The organism is Bauldia sp., assembly GCF_965232525.1.
Lineage (GTDB): Bacteria > Pseudomonadota > Alphaproteobacteria > Rhizobiales > Kaistiaceae > Bauldia.
The window spans coordinates 2607906-2622597 of the sequence record NZ_OZ246980.1 but is presented as its reverse complement, the minus strand read 5'-3'; the positions used below and the strand labels follow the sequence as shown (position 1 = coordinate 2622597).

14 protein-coding genes are annotated in these 14692 nt (G+C 64.6%); 5 read left to right on the top strand and 9 right to left on the bottom strand.

Translation table 11 applies throughout. The annotated features are described in order from the left end of the window. Positions 1-3: 3 nt before the first annotated feature. Both ACO076_RS12435 and ACO076_RS12430 read right to left on the bottom strand, forming a co-directional pair. Positions 4-858 carry an ABC transporter permease gene (locus ACO076_RS12435; protein ID WP_421723148.1) on the bottom strand — a complete coding sequence of 285 codons (855 nt, stop codon included), beginning with the start codon at positions 856-858 and terminating at the stop codon, positions 4-6. Further along, entirely contained in the window at positions 851-1687 is an 837-nt protein-coding gene (locus ACO076_RS12430) for an ABC transporter ATP-binding protein (protein ID WP_421723147.1), read from the bottom strand. The genes ACO076_RS12435 and ACO076_RS12430 overlap by 8 nt, the downstream gene beginning before the upstream one ends. A gap of 297 nt (positions 1688-1984) precedes the next feature. On the opposite strand from ACO076_RS12430, the gene ACO076_RS12425 reads away from it, so the two are divergent. The 5 genes from ACO076_RS12425 (at position 1985) to ACO076_RS12405 (ending at position 6903) form a co-directional block, all read left to right on the top strand. After that, positions 1985-3172, top strand: coding sequence for a hypothetical protein (locus ACO076_RS12425; RefSeq protein WP_421723146.1), 1188 nt, complete (start codon positions 1985-1987; stop codon positions 3170-3172). Further along, positions 3169-3957: an SDR family oxidoreductase gene (locus ACO076_RS12420; protein WP_421723145.1), complete on the top strand. Its 789-nt coding sequence runs from the start codon at positions 3169-3171 to the stop codon at positions 3955-3957. Before ACO076_RS12425 ends, ACO076_RS12420 begins: the two co-directional genes overlap by 4 nt. A 68-nt stretch (positions 3958-4025) precedes the next feature. After that, entirely contained in the window at positions 4026-4928 is a 903-nt protein-coding gene (locus ACO076_RS12415; RefSeq protein WP_421723144.1) for a MurR/RpiR family transcriptional regulator, read from the top strand. A gap of 2 nt (positions 4929-4930) precedes the next feature. Continuing rightward, positions 4931-6379 carry an N-acyl-D-amino-acid deacylase family protein gene (locus ACO076_RS12410; protein ID WP_421723143.1) on the top strand — a complete coding sequence of 483 codons (1449 nt, stop codon included), beginning with the start codon at positions 4931-4933 and terminating at the stop codon, positions 6377-6379. Between the two features lie 20 nt (positions 6380-6399). Then, complete coding sequence (locus ACO076_RS12405; RefSeq protein ID WP_421723142.1) at positions 6400-6903, top strand: hypothetical protein; 504 nt, start codon at positions 6400-6402, stop codon at positions 6901-6903. Between the two features lie 22 nt (positions 6904-6925). Here ACO076_RS12405 and ACO076_RS12400 read toward each other — a convergent pair whose 3' ends face one another. The 7 genes from ACO076_RS12400 to ACO076_RS12370 all read right to left on the bottom strand — a co-directional run bounded on the left by ACO076_RS12400 (position 6926) and on the right by ACO076_RS12370 (position 14683). Continuing rightward, positions 6926-8089, bottom strand: a complete 1164-nt coding sequence (locus ACO076_RS12400) for a PQQ-dependent sugar dehydrogenase (protein WP_421723141.1) — start codon at positions 8087-8089, stop codon at positions 6926-6928. Positions 8090-8215: 126 nt separating this feature from the next. After that, a complete protein-coding gene (locus ACO076_RS12395; RefSeq protein WP_421723140.1) occupies positions 8216-9040 on the bottom strand; it encodes an SMP-30/gluconolactonase/LRE family protein in 825 nt (274 codons plus the stop codon). Next, positions 9037-10836, bottom strand: a complete 1800-nt coding sequence (locus ACO076_RS12390) for a CoA-transferase (RefSeq protein WP_421723139.1) — start codon at positions 10834-10836, stop codon at positions 9037-9039. The genes ACO076_RS12395 and ACO076_RS12390 overlap by 4 nt, the downstream gene beginning before the upstream one ends. Continuing rightward, complete coding sequence (locus ACO076_RS12385; protein ID WP_421723138.1) at positions 10836-11858, bottom strand: hypothetical protein; 1023 nt, start codon at positions 11856-11858, stop codon at positions 10836-10838. Before ACO076_RS12385 ends, ACO076_RS12390 begins: the two co-directional genes overlap by 1 nt. 3 nt (positions 11859-11861) lie before the next feature. Then, entirely contained in the window at positions 11862-12656 is a 795-nt protein-coding gene (locus ACO076_RS12380) for an enoyl-CoA hydratase/isomerase family protein (protein WP_421723137.1), read from the bottom strand. A 1-nt stretch (position 12657) separates the two neighbouring features. Continuing rightward, positions 12658-13875, bottom strand: coding sequence for a CaiB/BaiF CoA transferase family protein (locus tag ACO076_RS12375; RefSeq protein WP_421723136.1), 1218 nt, complete (start codon positions 13873-13875; stop codon positions 12658-12660). Positions 13876-13897: 22 nt separating this feature from the next. Beyond that, positions 13898-14683, bottom strand: a complete 786-nt coding sequence (locus ACO076_RS12370) for an SDR family NAD(P)-dependent oxidoreductase (protein ID WP_421723135.1) — start codon at positions 14681-14683, stop codon at positions 13898-13900. Positions 14684-14692 lie beyond the last annotated feature (9 nt).

Genomic DNA, 14692 nt, shown 5'->3' with positions numbered 1-14692 from the left:
CGATCACGACTGCCACCCCGCCCATTTCTTGCCGATCAGGAAAAACGCCACATAGATCAGGATGCCCAATGTCGACAGGATCAGGATGACCGCGAAGAACTGCGGCATCTGGATCGTCGACGAATAGGTGGTCAGTCGGTTGCCGAGACCGAAACCACCGCCGACCATCTCGGCACCAACCGCGGTCAGGAGCCCGAAAATCGCGCCTATCATCAGCCCGACGATGATCATTGGCATCGCCATCGGCACTCGGATTTTCAGGAAGATCTGCAGGGTGCTCGCCCCGAACGAACGGGCGAGCGCGATCTTGGCGAGATCGACGCGGCGGAAACCGGTGGCGGCGTTGATCATCACCATTGGCCCCGAAGCCAGCGCGACGGCGATGATCCGCGGCGTGTAGCCAAAGCCGAAATTGAGGATGAGTAGCGGCACCAGAGCCAGCATCGGCGTGGTCACCAGCATCAGGATGTACGGTGCGATGATCTTCTCGGCGAAGGGAAACTGGGTGATAACCGCCGCGAGCACGAGGCCGATCGACGCGCCGATCGCGTAGCCGCTGAACAGCTCCACCAGGGTGTGGCCGAGATGGGGGGCGATGAACGGGAAATCGGTCACCAGCGCCACGATGATGGCGCTCGGCGGTGGCAGGACGAACGCCGGAACCTCGAACACCCGGATCAGGACCTCGGCACCACCGACGATGACCACCGCGACGGCGATGATCGCCAGCACCTCGATCGTCGACTTCCGCCCCTGGCCCCGGAAGGCGGACAGATTGGTGACGCCGATACTCTGGTCGCCGGCCGGCTTGGCGTCGCCGAATTCGGGAATGCGGTCTCCGAGTTCGCGATCAACCATCGGCGGCTTCCATCGTCTTGTTCGGCTCCGGCGAATGATGCCGCATCGACGTTGTGGCGGCGCTCGGCCGGTGCTCGATCTCGGACTTGATCTCGTTGACCAGGTCGAAGACATCGCGGGTCGCCATCAGGTCGAGCGACCGCGGCCGCGAAAAGGGAATGTCGAACACCTTGGCGAGACGACCGGGGCGCGCCGCCATGACGAACACCCGGTCGGACAGGAAAACCGCTTCGGCGATATTGTGGGTGATGAAGACGATGGTCTTCTGGGTCTCGAGCCAGATTTCCTCCACCAGCAGGTTCATCTCGTCGCGGGTGAACGCGTCAAGCGCCCCGAACGGCTCGTCCATCAGCAGCACCGACGGATTGAACGACAGTGCGCGGACGATCGCGGCCCGCTGCTGCATGCCGCCGGACAGTTCCCGCGGAAACTTGTTGCCGAAGCCCGATAGGCCGACTCGATCGAGCAGTTGCTCGATCCGCCCCTCGTCCGGCTCGGTGCCCTTGATCTCGAACGGTAGCTGGATGTTGCGGGCGAGGTTCCGCCAGGGCAGCAGGTTCGCTTCCTGGAACACCATACCGATCTGTTCGTTCGGCCCGGTGATCGGCTGGCCGTCGAGGGTGACCGTGCCGCTGGTCAGCGAATGGAGCCCGGCGATCGACCACAGCAACGTGGTCTTGCCGCAGCCGGACGGCCCGACGACGCATGCGAACTCGCCATCGCCGATCGACATGGAGTAGTCGTCAAGCGCGTGCAGCAGACCGGATTGGGTTTCGTAGTACTTGGTCGCCTTGTCGACGACGAGCTTGGGCCTCGCGGCGGCGGTCATACGCGACGGCCCCGGAACATCCCCGGCCCGCTGCCTCGCATCGCCTGTCTCACGGCCGTTGGTCGCACGCTAACGACATCTCCCTCGCCCGCCGGATCATCAACGATTCTCGACACTGGTTTGCGTCGCCGCAGCCGGCGCCGTTCTTCTTTTTGCGTCCTGTAAGTATCTTCCACGCTCATGCAATTTGCAAGACGATTTGGCGGAATTCCAAGGTGTCGGCTTTTGGACATGCAAGGTTTTTCGTGTAAGTTTCCAACATCAACGATCTCTACCCGGGGAGGAGACGGCTGGTCGATGGCCGAGCATGCTATCTACGCCTACGCATGGGATCTCGCAGAGGCCGGCGTCGGCTCGGCGACGGCCGATTTCCGCGATCGTGGTCTCAACACGGTTACCATGGCCGCCGCCTATCACGCCGGCAAATTCCTCCGCCCCCATGGCCAGACCGGCAAGGTCTACTTCCCGGAGGACGGCACGGTGTACTTCCGCACCGATGCCGCCCGGTACGGCGAGATCAAGCCCGCCGAGAATTCGCTCCTGGCCGAAACCGACGTGCTCGCCAGCCTCTGCGACGACACCGACCTCGATAGCAACGCCTGGCTGGTGCTGATGCACAATACCCGCATCGGCATGGCCTATCCGCACGTCACGGTCGCCAACGCCTTCGGCGACCGTTACGTCTACAGTCTCTGCCCGGCCGCCCCCGCCGCCCACGAATATGCCCTGGCGTTATGCACGGACGTCACCGAGTCATACGGCGTTCGGCGGATCGTTTTGGAGACGCCGGGCTTCCTCCCTTTCGTCCACGGCTACCACCACGAATTCGCCCTCGCCCGTCAGAACCGCTGGCTGAACGATCTGCTCGGCCTCTGCTTCTGCGACAACTGTCGAGACGGCGCTTACGACGACGGCATCGACGCTGAAGCGCTGCGCGATCGCGTTCGGACCGCGATCGAATCGTATCTCGTCAGCGACATCGACTTTACCGACGACATGGCCGACGCGTTCTGGCTAGCCGATATTGTCGCCGATCCGGACCTCGGGCGATTCTTGCGCTGGCGCCGCGGCATCGTCACCGCGCTGGTCGCGGAGATCCGTGCCGCCGTCCGGTCGGACATCGAGGTTTCGGTCATCCCCTCGGTGGCGCGGCCGACCGGCGGCGCTTGGTACGAAGGCACCGACCTCGCCGCGCTGACATCCGTCGCCGACAGTATCGATGCCTGTTTTTACGAGCCGAGCGTCGACCGCATCCGCGGCGACCTCTTCGACGTCACCCGCCGGACCGGCGGCACGGACAAGCTCCGCGGCATCCTTCGGCCCTCGCATCCCGACCTCGACAGCCGCGGCGCAGTTATCGACGCAGTCGCCGCGCTGAGCGAAGCCGGTGTCACCGACCTCGCCTTTTACAACTACGGCCACCTGCGCCCCGCCAGCCTTGACTGGATCGGCGACGCTCTCGCCGCGCTGGAGTCCCAACCATGAGTGCCTTTGCCGACAAGGTGGTGGTGATCACAGGTGCCGCCGGCGGCATCGGATCCGCCCTCGTGCATCAGTTCGGTTCGCGTGGCGCGAAGATCGCAGCGCTCGACGTCAGGGATGCGGTCAATACACTGGCCGAACGGCTCGCGGCCGAGGGCGTCGCGATCGCGCCCGCCGTCGCCGACATCGCGGATGCCGATCAAGTGATGGCTGCGGTCGACGGCTTCCGGAAAGTCCTCGGACCGATCGATATTCTCGTCAACAACGCCGGCTTCTCCAGCCGCACGACGATCGAGAAGACAACACCGGAAACCTGGCACCACGACGTCACCGGCAATCTCAACGGTGCCTTCAACTGCACCCACGCTGTGCTCCCGGACATGAAGGCCGCCGGTACCGGCATCATCGTCAACGTCGCCTCCGTCAACGGGCTGTCCGCGCTTGGCGATCCCGCTTACAGCGCCGCCAAGGCGGGTATGATCAATTTCACCCAGTCGCTGGCCGCCGAGTATGGCCGCTACGGCATCCGCGCCAATGTCATCTGCCCGGGCACCGTGCGGACCCCAATCTGGGACGAGCGGCGGGAAAAGAACCCGGCCGTGTTCACTGAACTTGCCAGTTGGTATCCGCTCGGTCGGATCGTTGAACCGGACGAAGTCGCCAAGGTGGTCGTTTTCCTCGCCTCCGACGACGCATCGGCGATCACCGGCGCGGTTCTGCCCGTCGATTGTGGCCTGACCGCCGGCAACATCGTTATGACCCGCAACCTGACCGTGGAGGAGATGTGACCGATCCCGCGCCCGCCTCCCGACCCCCACGCTCGTCTCTGGAAAAGACAGACAGCGCTCGCCCGCAAATGTCGCCCAGTGAACAGGCGCACGCGGTCGACCTCATTTCACGGCTGAAGGAGGCTCAGCCCGACCTCAGGCCATCGGAACGGCGCGTAGCTGATGCGGTTTTGGCGGACATCGAATTTGCGGTGCGCGCCAGCAGCGCTGACCTCGCCCGCCGGGCCAAGGTCAGTGAACCAACCGTGACCCGGTTCTCCCGCGCCATGGGCTGCGACGGTGTGCGTGACTTCAAGCTCAAGCTCGCCCAGAGCCTGATCGTTGGGTCGATGTATTTGCGCGAACCGCCGCGCTTGCCAGAAGCGCCGAACGCCGACCTCCCCTTCGCCGACATGGTCTTTCATCACGCCCGGGCGGCGCTCGATCATGCCGAGACGCAGCTCGACAGCGACCGTATCCGCGAGGCGATCGACGTCATCGCCGACGCCCGTCGGGTGATCGTATTCGGCGTCGGCGGAGGCTCGACGTCACTAGCCCAGGACACGCAATACCGACTGTTCCGCTATGGCGTCGACGTGACCGCCTACTCCGACGTTTATCTGATGCGGATGATCGCGTGCACCCTTGGCGCCGATGACGTTGTCATCGCCCTGTCGGCGACCGGTCGTATCCCGGAGATCCTCGGCGCCGTGCGTCTCGCGCAGGACTATCACGCCTGCGTGGTCGCCATCACCAAGCCGGACTCGGAACTGGCCAAGGCAGCCGACATCGCGGTGACCATCGACATCCCCGAAATTTCCAACATCCTGAAACCGTCGGCGTCGCGCTACGCCTTCATGGTTGTCGTCGATCTCATCGCGACTGGCTGCGCCTACAAGCTCGGCGGCGATGCCCAGGAGACGCTGCGGCGGATCAAGTACAACCTCCTCAACTTCCGCGAAGGCGAAGTCCTGGAGCCGTTGGGAGACTGACTATGAACGACACGCCGAACGCCATCCTGATCCGCTCGGGCGATCTTGTCGACGGTACAGGCGCGCCGCGACGCAAGGCCGACGTCTTGCTGAAGGGCGAACGTATCGCCGCCATCGCCGAGCCCGGAGCAATCGCCACCGAGGACGCCACTGTCATCGATGCGACCGGCCTCACGGTGTCGCCAGGCTTCATCGACGTCCACACCCACGACGATAACGCCGTCCTCGTGTCGCCCGACATGTCCGCCAAGCTCAGCCAGGGCGTAACCACCGTCGTTGCAGGCAACTGCGGCATTAGCATCGCGCCGGGGCAACTCGACAACCCACCGCCGCCGCTTACGCTGATCGCCAACGCCGATCCGGGAACGTTCCGCTTCGAGCGGCTCCGCGACTATGCTGCCGCGGTCGAGGCGGCAGCGCCGAGCATCAACATCGCCATGCTGATCGGTCACAGCACACTGAGGATCGGTGCTATGGACGACATCGGGAAGAAGGCTAATACGGCCGAACTCGACCGCATGCGGGAGCGCCTCGCCGCTTGCCTCGACGACGGCGCCATCGGCTTCAGCACCGGCCTCTATTACAAGACCAACGCCGCCGCCGACATGGAGGAGGTCGTAGCGCTGGCCGAACTGCTCGCCGACAAGGGCGGCGTCTACGTCACCCACATGCGCGACGAGCACGATCATGTCCTCGACTCACTGCACGAGTCATTCGAAACGGCCAACAAGGCCGACGTGCCGATCGTCATCTCCCACCATAAATGCGCCGGCCCGCGGAACTGGGGCCGGAGCCGGGAGACGCTGCCGCTGATCGAGGCAACCCGCGCCAAACAGCGTGTCGGCCTCGATGCCTATCCCTACGCTGCCGGCTCGACCGTGCTCGACCCGGACTGGATCGATCCCGAAGTGCGCACCCTGGTGTCGTGGTCGATCTCGTACCCTGAGATGTCCGGCCGCGATTTGGCCGACATCGCCGCCGAATGGCGCTGCTCCCAGCAGGACGCGGCGCGTCGGCTTTCCCCCGCGGGCGGTATCTACTTCCAGATGGACGAAGCCGACGTCCGGCGCATCCTCGCCTACCCGCCGACGATGATTGGCTCCGACGGACTGCCCCATGACAGCCATCCGCATCCGCGGCTGTGGGGGACTTTCCCGCGCGTCCTCGGCAAGTTCTGCCGCGAGGAAGGCCTGTTCTCGCTGGAGGACGCCGTCTACAAGATGACCGGCCTGTCGGCGTCGCGCTTCGGCCTGACCGACCGCGGTGTCGTCCGCGAAGGCGCTTATGCCGACCTTGTCCTGTTTGACGCCGACGAGATCATCGACCGGGCGACGTTCGAGGAACCGACCCGGCCGGCCCATGGTATCGACCGCGTCTTTGTCAACGGCAAGATCGGCTGGCAGGCCGGCGCCCATACCGGCGCACGCTCCGGGCGGTTCGTCTCTCGCTAGGTAAGTTTGAGATCGCACCGATGAGCACGATTGAGGAGGCACTTGCCCGCTTCGATGGCAAGGCAACCACGATCTTGTCGGAGATTCGCGCCAAGTTTGGCGGCGAACCAACGTTCGTATCCGAAGTCGTTCGGCTGGCCTCCGCAAAGAACCCGCAGATCTCCGACGGCTCGACGTGGCTGATCAAGAACTGCCTCGAGGACGGCGTTCGGCTCACGCCGTCGCAGACGGAAGACCTTGTCGCTCATCTTGATGCGGTGACGTCGTGGCAGGCCCAGCTCCATATCTGCCAATCCTTGCAGTACATGGAGATACCGGCGCGCCTCGCAGATTTGTTCGCCGCCTGGCTGACACCGTTGCTCCGGAGCGACCGGCCTTTTTTGCGGGCATGGTCGATGGACGCGCTCCAACACCTCGCATCGCGGAGCCCAAAGCTTTCCAGGCAGGCCGAGGACGCTTTGGAAACCGCCGGGCGGGACTCCTCCGCGTCAGTTCGAGCCCGCGCCCGCCGCTGGCGACGGTGACCGACCCGATTGTCCGTGTCCGCTAACTGACCGCCTGCGTTACCCGGATCAGCTCGCCGCCATCGGTGAGGAGCCAGACGGCGCCGTCGGGGCCGGTCCGCACATCGCGGATGCGACCGAAGGTGCCGACGAAGTACTGCTCCTCGGCGACCACCGTATCGCCATCGAGGATCAGTCGCGAAAGCAACTGTTCGCGCAGGGCACCAGCCAGCAGCGACCCCTGCCAGTCCGGAATGAGCGGCGCCGGGTGGCTGTAAAAGTCGAACCCTGATGGCGCGATCGACGGGTCCCAATAGTAAATCGGCTGCTCGAGGCCTTCCGCTTCGCTGCCTTGGGCGAATCCAAAGCCAGAATAGTTGCGGCCATAGGAGATCAGCGGCCAGCCGTAGTTGAGGCCGGCCTCCGGCTGGTTGACCTCGTCGCCGCCGCGGGCGCCGTGCGACAGGGTCCATAGCTCTCCGGTCTCCGGATGGATCGCCGCGCCTTGGGCATTACGGTGCCCGATCGACCAGATTTCCGGTAACGCATCGCGTCCGTCGGCAAAGGGATTATTGGCCGGGATCGAGCCGTCGCGGTTAATGCGAACGACAGAACCGGCATGGTCGAACGGGTCCTGCGCCCGCATCTGGGTGCCGCGATCGCCGATGGTGACGAACAGTGTCTTGTCGGGCGCGAAGCGGATGCGCGAGCCGAAATGGCGCCCGCCGGAGCTTTCTTCATTCGACGTGAAGATCGTCTGCACGTCCTCCAGACGTCCTGCATCGAGGTCGATCCGGGCCCGGGCGACGGCGGTACCGTACGACCGGCCCCGATCCGACGGCTGAGCGTAGGAGAAGAAAATCGTCTGGGTCTCGGCGAAGTCGGGATCGAGGGCGATGTCGAGCAGCCCGCCCTGGCCCACATAGCCGACCTCCGGAACGCCGGCAAACGGTGCCGACACCACACCGTCGACGATGCGTCGGATATTGCCGGGGAGTTCGGTCACCAGGATCGACCCGTCGGGCAGAAACGCCATCCCCCAGGGTCCATCGAGGCCGGAGGCGATCACTTCGGTATTCAACGACGTCGACGCCGGCCGCTCGACACAGCATTGGGCCGCGACACTGGGGCTGCTGGCAGCCGTAACCGCCATCAAGGCCAAGCCACCGACGGCACCCGACAAAACGCTCAATCTCAACAACGCCATGTCCCTTTCTCAGTGAGTCCGTCCCAAAGGCGCTAACGCCTTCACTGGATTGGGATATCGGTTGTCCTATGGGCCGATTTCAAGGCATCGGCGCCTGCCGGGCCGGTTTCAGCGCGGATCACCCGATCACGATTTCGCCAGATCGATCTCAGTGATATGCCAGCGGCCGAGGTTGGCCGTGTACATTTTTTCGCCCTTGAGCGCGATGTTGGTCGGATGCGCTAGGGTCGTCGCGTGCGGATCTTCGATCAACAACTCAGGCGTCCCGCTCGGCCGCAACCGGTAGATGCGGCTCGGCTCGTAGCACGAAATATAGAGGGTCCCGTCCGCGGCAAAGGCGAGACCATCCGGGACGCTTTCGACTCCGGTGATTGGTCGCGTGATCGCCCCGGCCGATCCGTCGGCTTCGATCGGCACGAACGCAACCCCCGGCGCGAAACTCTCGACCACGTAGAGGCCGCGGGCATCGGGCGCCATCGCCATGCCGTTAGCGAACGTCATCGGCCCGTCGCACCAGACACCGCCTTCGCCGGTGGCGAGATCGTAACGATAGACACCGACGCCAGGGTTGCCGGCGCTGTCTGACACGTAGAGGTGCCCGCGTGCTTCGTCGACCACCGCGTAGTTGGGTATCTCTATGCCGGCGTCGGCAAAGCGGGTCATGTGGCCGGTCGTGCCGTCGCGCCGAAAAATCGCCTTGTGCTTCAGGTCGCAGGCGAAGCAATTGCCGGCACTATCAAAGGTGATGCCAAGCAGAAAGCCGTCGGTGGTCCCCATCAGTGATACGGCCGAGCCGTCGGCTTCGATCCGCAACAGGTCTCCGGTTTCGGTGCCGCACCAGATCGCGCCGTCAGCGTGCACCGCGACCCCTTCAGGATGCGCGACTCGCGGCGTCGAGAAGATACCGTCGAAGAACACGCGTGCTGCGGCGATGTCGAGGATCGGTGTCATGCTGTGGCGTCCTCCCGTTCCGTTTGCACCGCGAGCGCGGTGATGAGGTCCCGGTCGCGGCTGATGATTTCGTCGAGCAGCGCGCCGCGGTCGCGGGCACCGACAAATTCGAGCCGCCGCAACCCAAGCGGATCGATTTGCTCACGCAGGACGCGCAGGTCGTCGGCAGGAATGGCGCCCACCTCACGGCAGTCCTTGCTGAACCGGACCACAAAGCCGGTGGCATCGGCGATCGCTTCACGCGTCACTTCGGGCATGATCTCGACGACCGCCAGTTCCCGCGTTTCGAGATCGAGTTCGAAGACGCAAAGATTGGTGAAGAGCTTGACCGCACCGGGCCGCAGGCCCCGTGCCTGCCGTTCCGCATCGCCGACATAGCCACGTGCGGAACTGACGACATCGACCGTCTCGACCAGGGACAGCGGATTGTGCCGCGTCACGTAGACGATGAAGTTCGCATCCATATTGGCGACGTCGGCCATGCCGCCCTGTCCCGGCAGGCGGATCGTGCCGCCATCTTTCTTGCGGATGGCGATGGTGTTGACCTGACCGCGCCGGTCCACCTGCCCGGCGCCGACGATCTCGTGGGTGACGGCACCGGCCTGATAGTAGGTCGCATAGGTGTCGTCACCGCCGGCATGGGTGACCGCCGTCTCGGCGTCGAACGGCTCGATCAGGCTGAGGGTCATCGGGCTCGGATCGATGTCGACGTGACCGCAGGTCATTGTCGCAATGATCATGTCTGGCGCGTGGGTCGCCTTGGCGAGGCGGTAGGCGACATTGGCGAGCGGCGACACCGCCCCGGCGCTGGCGAAGCTGTCATTGTCGAGTTCCGCAGCAAGCCGCCAGGCCATCATCTCATCGACAGTCGGCGGCGCATCCGGAGTCGCGCTTGGGGTCACCGGCAGGCCACTCGCTGCGACTGAAGCCGGAATCCGCGCCGCCGTCCGCAGGTGATCCGGCACCCCGCCCGGCGGCAGCCGACGCGACTGTGCCAACGGTGCGTCTGCCTCAACAAAATCGCGCAGTGCCGCATAGTCAGTCACGTAGAATGGCAGACACGAGCAGGGCCAGGCACCGCCTTCGGCTTGCGCGATGGCGCTCACCCGATTGCGGGTCAGGACCGTTTGGCGCCCGTCCTTGGCCAGCGTGCCGGGCGGCACAATTTCCTCGACCGTCACCAGCACCTTGCGGGCGGCACTGACCATCGCCCAATCGAGCGCCAGCGCGCCGATGGTCTGAACGTTGCCGTGTTCGTCCGCCCGCGGTGCATGGAGGAGAACCGTGTCGAGCCGCAGCGGCGGGATGGTGCCGACCGCCTCGCTGGTCCGCGTCTCATGCTCGACCACTGCACAAGGAATCCGGTCCATCATGTCGGAGCCAGCGGGAACCGCGAAGGGCAAGGCCGGCAGGTTTTGCTCGGCCGCCTTCAGCGCCTGGATCATAGCCAGCGCCGTCCAGTCGCGTACCGGCATCGATCCGGACTCGGCCGCGGCCCGAAACCGCGGTGCCAGCCCGAAGATGTCGAGGCTGGAGAAGCAGATGTCGATCGACGCGACGGCATCGGCGTCAAGCAATACCTCCAGCGACAACCCGCCGGCCCAGGAAGTGTAATGCAGATCCCGAACGCCGCGATCTGCTAACGCCAGGAGTTGGGCGATCGGCAGCCGGGCGAAGTGATGCCCGCCGATGCCAAACATATCGCCATCGTCGACCATCGCCGCCAGCCCGGCGACATCGGTGAAGATCGGCCGGTTCGGCTTGACCAGGCTTTCGTGGACCGGAGCCGCCGCCATCACAGCGGCTCGACGGCGATCCGATAGCGGGTGACGAGCGGATCGTCCTTACGGATGGCGATTGCCGTCGCGACGCCGGATCGGGCGATCGGGTTATCGCTCAGCGCGGTTGCCGGACCGAGCCCGAACGGCGAGCAGATCGGTTCGACGCCGATCGCCACATGTCGGCCGTTCCACGGCGCCATCTGGCGGCCGCGGTTGCTGTACCAGAGCAGCAGGCTCGGGAAGTGTTCCTTCTGCCAGGAAAGCCGAACCCGGTAGCCCTCCGCCTCGTTGGCCAAAGCTGCCGTCCCGTCGATCCCGTCGAGCTGGAGCAGTTCCTCTGTGTCCGCTTCGAGCGGCAAGAGCGAAGCGTCGATCGCCCCACCATCCCGACCCGGCACGGCGGTCAATGAATCGAATTCGCGATCCCGTGCGAACAAGGGCGCCTCCGGCTCGACCGTGCCGGGATAGGTGTGACCATCCGAAAACGCACCGGGTTCCAGCCGCGCCCCACCGACCGCCGACGGCAGGCGGAACACCGGGTGGAGCCCGATCGGCAAACGACAGTCTTCCCGTACCGCGATCTGGAAAGTCAGATCGATCGCCGGCGCGTCGGGATCGGGCGTCACCGTTCGCTCAACCCGGGCGACGAGGCTCGAGCCCGGATAGTCGAGCCCGAGCCGAATTTCGGTCGGCCCAACCTCCGTCCACTCCCACTCTGCGTTCGAAGCATGACCATGCGGCGCCTCGTCCGGCGCACCTGGCTTGATCTGCGCGGCCCACTCCGGCGTGAAGCCATCAGCCGGAACCGTGTAGCCGAAGGGAACGCACGGCCACTCGCCGCGCAAACGACGCAGAATACCCGGCAAGTCGCCGCCACCCGGTTCGTCTGCCCATGGCGCGATATGCATCGGGCTCACCTGTCGCCCCCCGGGCAGAAGAAACGTCACCGGCGCCAGCATGGCCCCGAGGCGCTGAACAGTCAGGCAACCATGCGCCCAGCCGAGGCCCCGAAAGTCATCGCTGGTCCCCTCAGCCATCGGTCAGCGTCCTCGCGCTTCGCGTGCCGCACTCTTCTCGGCGAAGGCTTGCACTTTGGCCTTGGCCTGGTCGGTCCGGTACAGCGCACAGACCGCATCGCGCTCCGCCGCCAGACCATCCTCCAACGCCGCGACTGTCGCTGACGCTGTCAATCGCTTGAGGTGACGAATGGCTTCCGGTTCGCCGCTGGCGATCTCCTCGGCGATCGCCAGGGCTCGCGGCATCAACTCTTCCGGCGTCGTCGTCTCCTGGACGAGCCCGTAGCCGGCAAAATCGGCCGCCGGCAGCATGGCGCCAGTCATGGTCAGGTACTTCGCCCGGTTCAGACCCAGGATGCGGACGGCACGCTGGGTGCCGCCGCCGCCCGGGATCAGACCGAGCTTGATCTCGGGCAGCCCCATCTTGGCCTCGGCGACCGCCACGACGATGTCACAGCAGAGCACCAGCTCGAAACCGCCACCGAGCGCAAATCCGTTGACGGCGGCGATGACCGGCTTCGGGTTATCCTCGATCGCGGCATACATCCCCCCGCCGCGTGCCTGGAAACCGGCGAAGTCATCGTCGCTCTGGGCGGCGTATTCCTTGATATCCGCGCCGGCCATGAAGCCCCGCCCCTCGCCGGTGACGATGATCACGCGCGTGTCGGCGTCCGTCCCGAGCCGACTGAGCGCTTCGGTGATTTCCGCCTGCATGACGGTATTGATTGCGTTCAGTTGGTCGCCGCGGCGGAAGGTGACGATCGCCACCGGCCCGCGATGCTCGACCGACAGCGTCTGGAGATCGTTGTCTGACCCCATCTCAGGTCTCGATCGTCATGTCGCCGGCAGCGACCAGATCATCGATCTCCGACTTTGGGATACCGAACTCGGCGAGAATCTCGCGACCGTGCTCACCGATCATCGGTGCCGGCCGGTCGATCGCGGGCGGCGTCTCGCTCATCCGGATCGCCGGCCCAACCACCTTGACCGTCCCGCCTCTCGGATGATCGTAGCTGGTGATCAAACCCATGTGTTGGACTTGAGGGTCCTCGGCCGCCTTGCGGATGTCCTTAACCTCGGCGCACCATACGTCGACGGCGAGCAGCCGATCGAGCAACTCGGCCGTGCCAAACTTCTTGGTCTCCTTGTTGACGTGCTCCCAGACCTCGTCGCGTTTGTCGTAGAGGGTTTCGAGGTCGTCATAGACCGCGAGTTCAGGCGCCTCGAGCACCTCGTAAAGCGTCTTGAACGGGCTCATGGCGATCGACACGTAGCCGTCCTTGGTCTCGTAGATTCCGAACGGCGCCTGCATACCCGGATGGCCGATGCCGGACATTGGCCGCTCGAGGTCTTCACCGAGGTTGAGGACAGCGACATATTCCTGCGCCAGATGAGCGAGCATTCCGGCGAGCAGGTTCACCTCGATCTTTTGACCCTTGCCGGTCTTCTCCCGCCAGTACAGCGCGGCGAGGATGCCGTAGACCATGTTCATCGCGCCGATCTGGTCGGCCATGCCGGCGCCGGTCGGCACCGGCGGCTGGTCATTGCGCCCGGTATTCGATGCGAGCCCCGTCAATCCCTGGAGAAGCATGTCCTGCCCCGGCCGGTCGACATACGGACCATCCTCGCCGTAGCCGGACCCCGAACAGTAGATGATCCCCGGATTGACCGACTTGAAGTCCTCGTAGCCGTAGCCGAGGCGGTCGAGGACGCCTGGCCGGAAGTTCTGAACGACCACGTCGGCCTTCTTAGCCATCTCCATCACCAGATCGTGGACTTTGGGGCTCTTGAGGTTGAGCGCGATCGAACGCTTGTTGCGATTCCAGGCGAGGAAGTTAGGGCTCTCCGACCCACCGACCCACTTGGCAAAGAACGTCATCGACCGGAACAGGTCGCCCGGCCCGGCCCGTTCGATCTTGACGATGTTGGCACCAAGATCGCCGAGGAGTTGAGTCGCGAACGGCCCCTGCAGCAGGTGAGAAAAGTCGAGCACCGTGACCCCTTGCAGAGCCTTGTTCATATCGAGACCACCGTCCATGTCGGCTCTCCCTTGAATTCACCTAAACCAGATCGGGCACGTAACGCGGCGCGCCGGTCAATCCGCCGTCAACCTTGAGATCGATGCCTGTCGTAAATCCTGCCGCATCGCTTGCGAGATAGATCGCAGCTTCCGCCACCTCTTGCGGCAAACCGATCCGGCCGATCGGATGCATCTTGACCCAGGCACGGGTCAGATGGTCGCCGAGCTCCTCGACTACCTTCTCGTTCATCGGCGTGCTGATCGTCCCCGGCGAGATGGAGTTGACGCGAACGTTGTCGGGGCCGAACTCGACCGCCATCTGGCGGGTCATCGATAGGATGGCGCCCTTGGCGCCAGCGTAAGCCGTCCAGCCATCGAGGCCGATATGCCCCTGGGCCGAAGCCATGTTGATGATCGATCCGCTCTTCTGTTTGATCATCTGCGGCAGCGCGTATTTGCAGCCCCGGAACACGCTTGTCAGGTTCACCGCCATCAGCCGGTGCCATTGCTCGTTGGTCATCTCATGGATCGGAAATCCGCCAATCGCGATCGCTGCATTGTTGACCAGAACGTCGAGGCGGTCGGTGTCGGCGATCGCCGTGTTGATCAGGTTGGCGATGTCGGCCTCTTCGGCGACATCACAATGGATGTATGTGACCTCATGCCCCTCGCCCCGTAGCGCCTCGGCAAAGGCCTCGCCCTTGGCGTCGTTGATGTCGCCGATGAACAGCCGGGCGCCCTCGCGTGCCATGCCCTCGGCGATGGCATGACCGATACCATCGGCCGCGCCGGTGATGACCGCGACCTTCCCGTCCAGTCGACCCATAACCTCCTC

Excerpts from the sequence above, each read along its gene's own strand:
- ACO076_RS12435 (WP_421723148.1), bottom strand. The coding sequence starts at position 858 with ATGGTTGATCGCGAACTCGGAGACCGCATTCCCGAATTCGGCGACGCC.
- ACO076_RS12430 (WP_421723147.1), bottom strand. The coding sequence starts at position 1,687 with ATGACCGCCGCCGCGAGGCCCAAGCTCGTCGTCGACAAGGCGACCAAG.
- ACO076_RS12425 (WP_421723146.1), top strand. The coding sequence starts at position 1,985 with ATGGCCGAGCATGCTATCTACGCCTACGCATGGGATCTCGCAGAGGCC.
- ACO076_RS12420 (WP_421723145.1), top strand. The coding sequence starts at position 3,169 with ATGAGTGCCTTTGCCGACAAGGTGGTGGTGATCACAGGTGCCGCCGGC.
- ACO076_RS12415 (WP_421723144.1), top strand. The coding sequence starts at position 4,026 with ATGTCGCCCAGTGAACAGGCGCACGCGGTCGACCTCATTTCACGGCTG.
- ACO076_RS12410 (WP_421723143.1), top strand. The coding sequence starts at position 4,931 with ATGAACGACACGCCGAACGCCATCCTGATCCGCTCGGGCGATCTTGTC.
- ACO076_RS12405 (WP_421723142.1), top strand. The coding sequence starts at position 6,400 with ATGAGCACGATTGAGGAGGCACTTGCCCGCTTCGATGGCAAGGCAACC.
- ACO076_RS12400 (WP_421723141.1), bottom strand. The coding sequence starts at position 8,089 with ATGGCGTTGTTGAGATTGAGCGTTTTGTCGGGTGCCGTCGGTGGCTTG.
- ACO076_RS12395 (WP_421723140.1), bottom strand. The coding sequence starts at position 9,040 with ATGACACCGATCCTCGACATCGCCGCAGCACGCGTGTTCTTCGACGGT.
- ACO076_RS12390 (WP_421723139.1), bottom strand. The coding sequence starts at position 10,836 with ATGGCGGCGGCTCCGGTCCACGAAAGCCTGGTCAAGCCGAACCGGCCG.
- ACO076_RS12385 (WP_421723138.1), bottom strand. The coding sequence starts at position 11,858 with ATGGCTGAGGGGACCAGCGATGACTTTCGGGGCCTCGGCTGGGCGCAT.
- ACO076_RS12380 (WP_421723137.1), bottom strand. The coding sequence starts at position 12,656 with ATGGGGTCAGACAACGATCTCCAGACGCTGTCGGTCGAGCATCGCGGG.
- ACO076_RS12375 (WP_421723136.1), bottom strand. The coding sequence starts at position 13,875 with ATGGACGGTGGTCTCGATATGAACAAGGCTCTGCAAGGGGTCACGGTG.
- ACO076_RS12370 (WP_421723135.1), bottom strand. The coding sequence starts at position 14,683 with ATGGGTCGACTGGACGGGAAGGTCGCGGTCATCACCGGCGCGGCCGAT.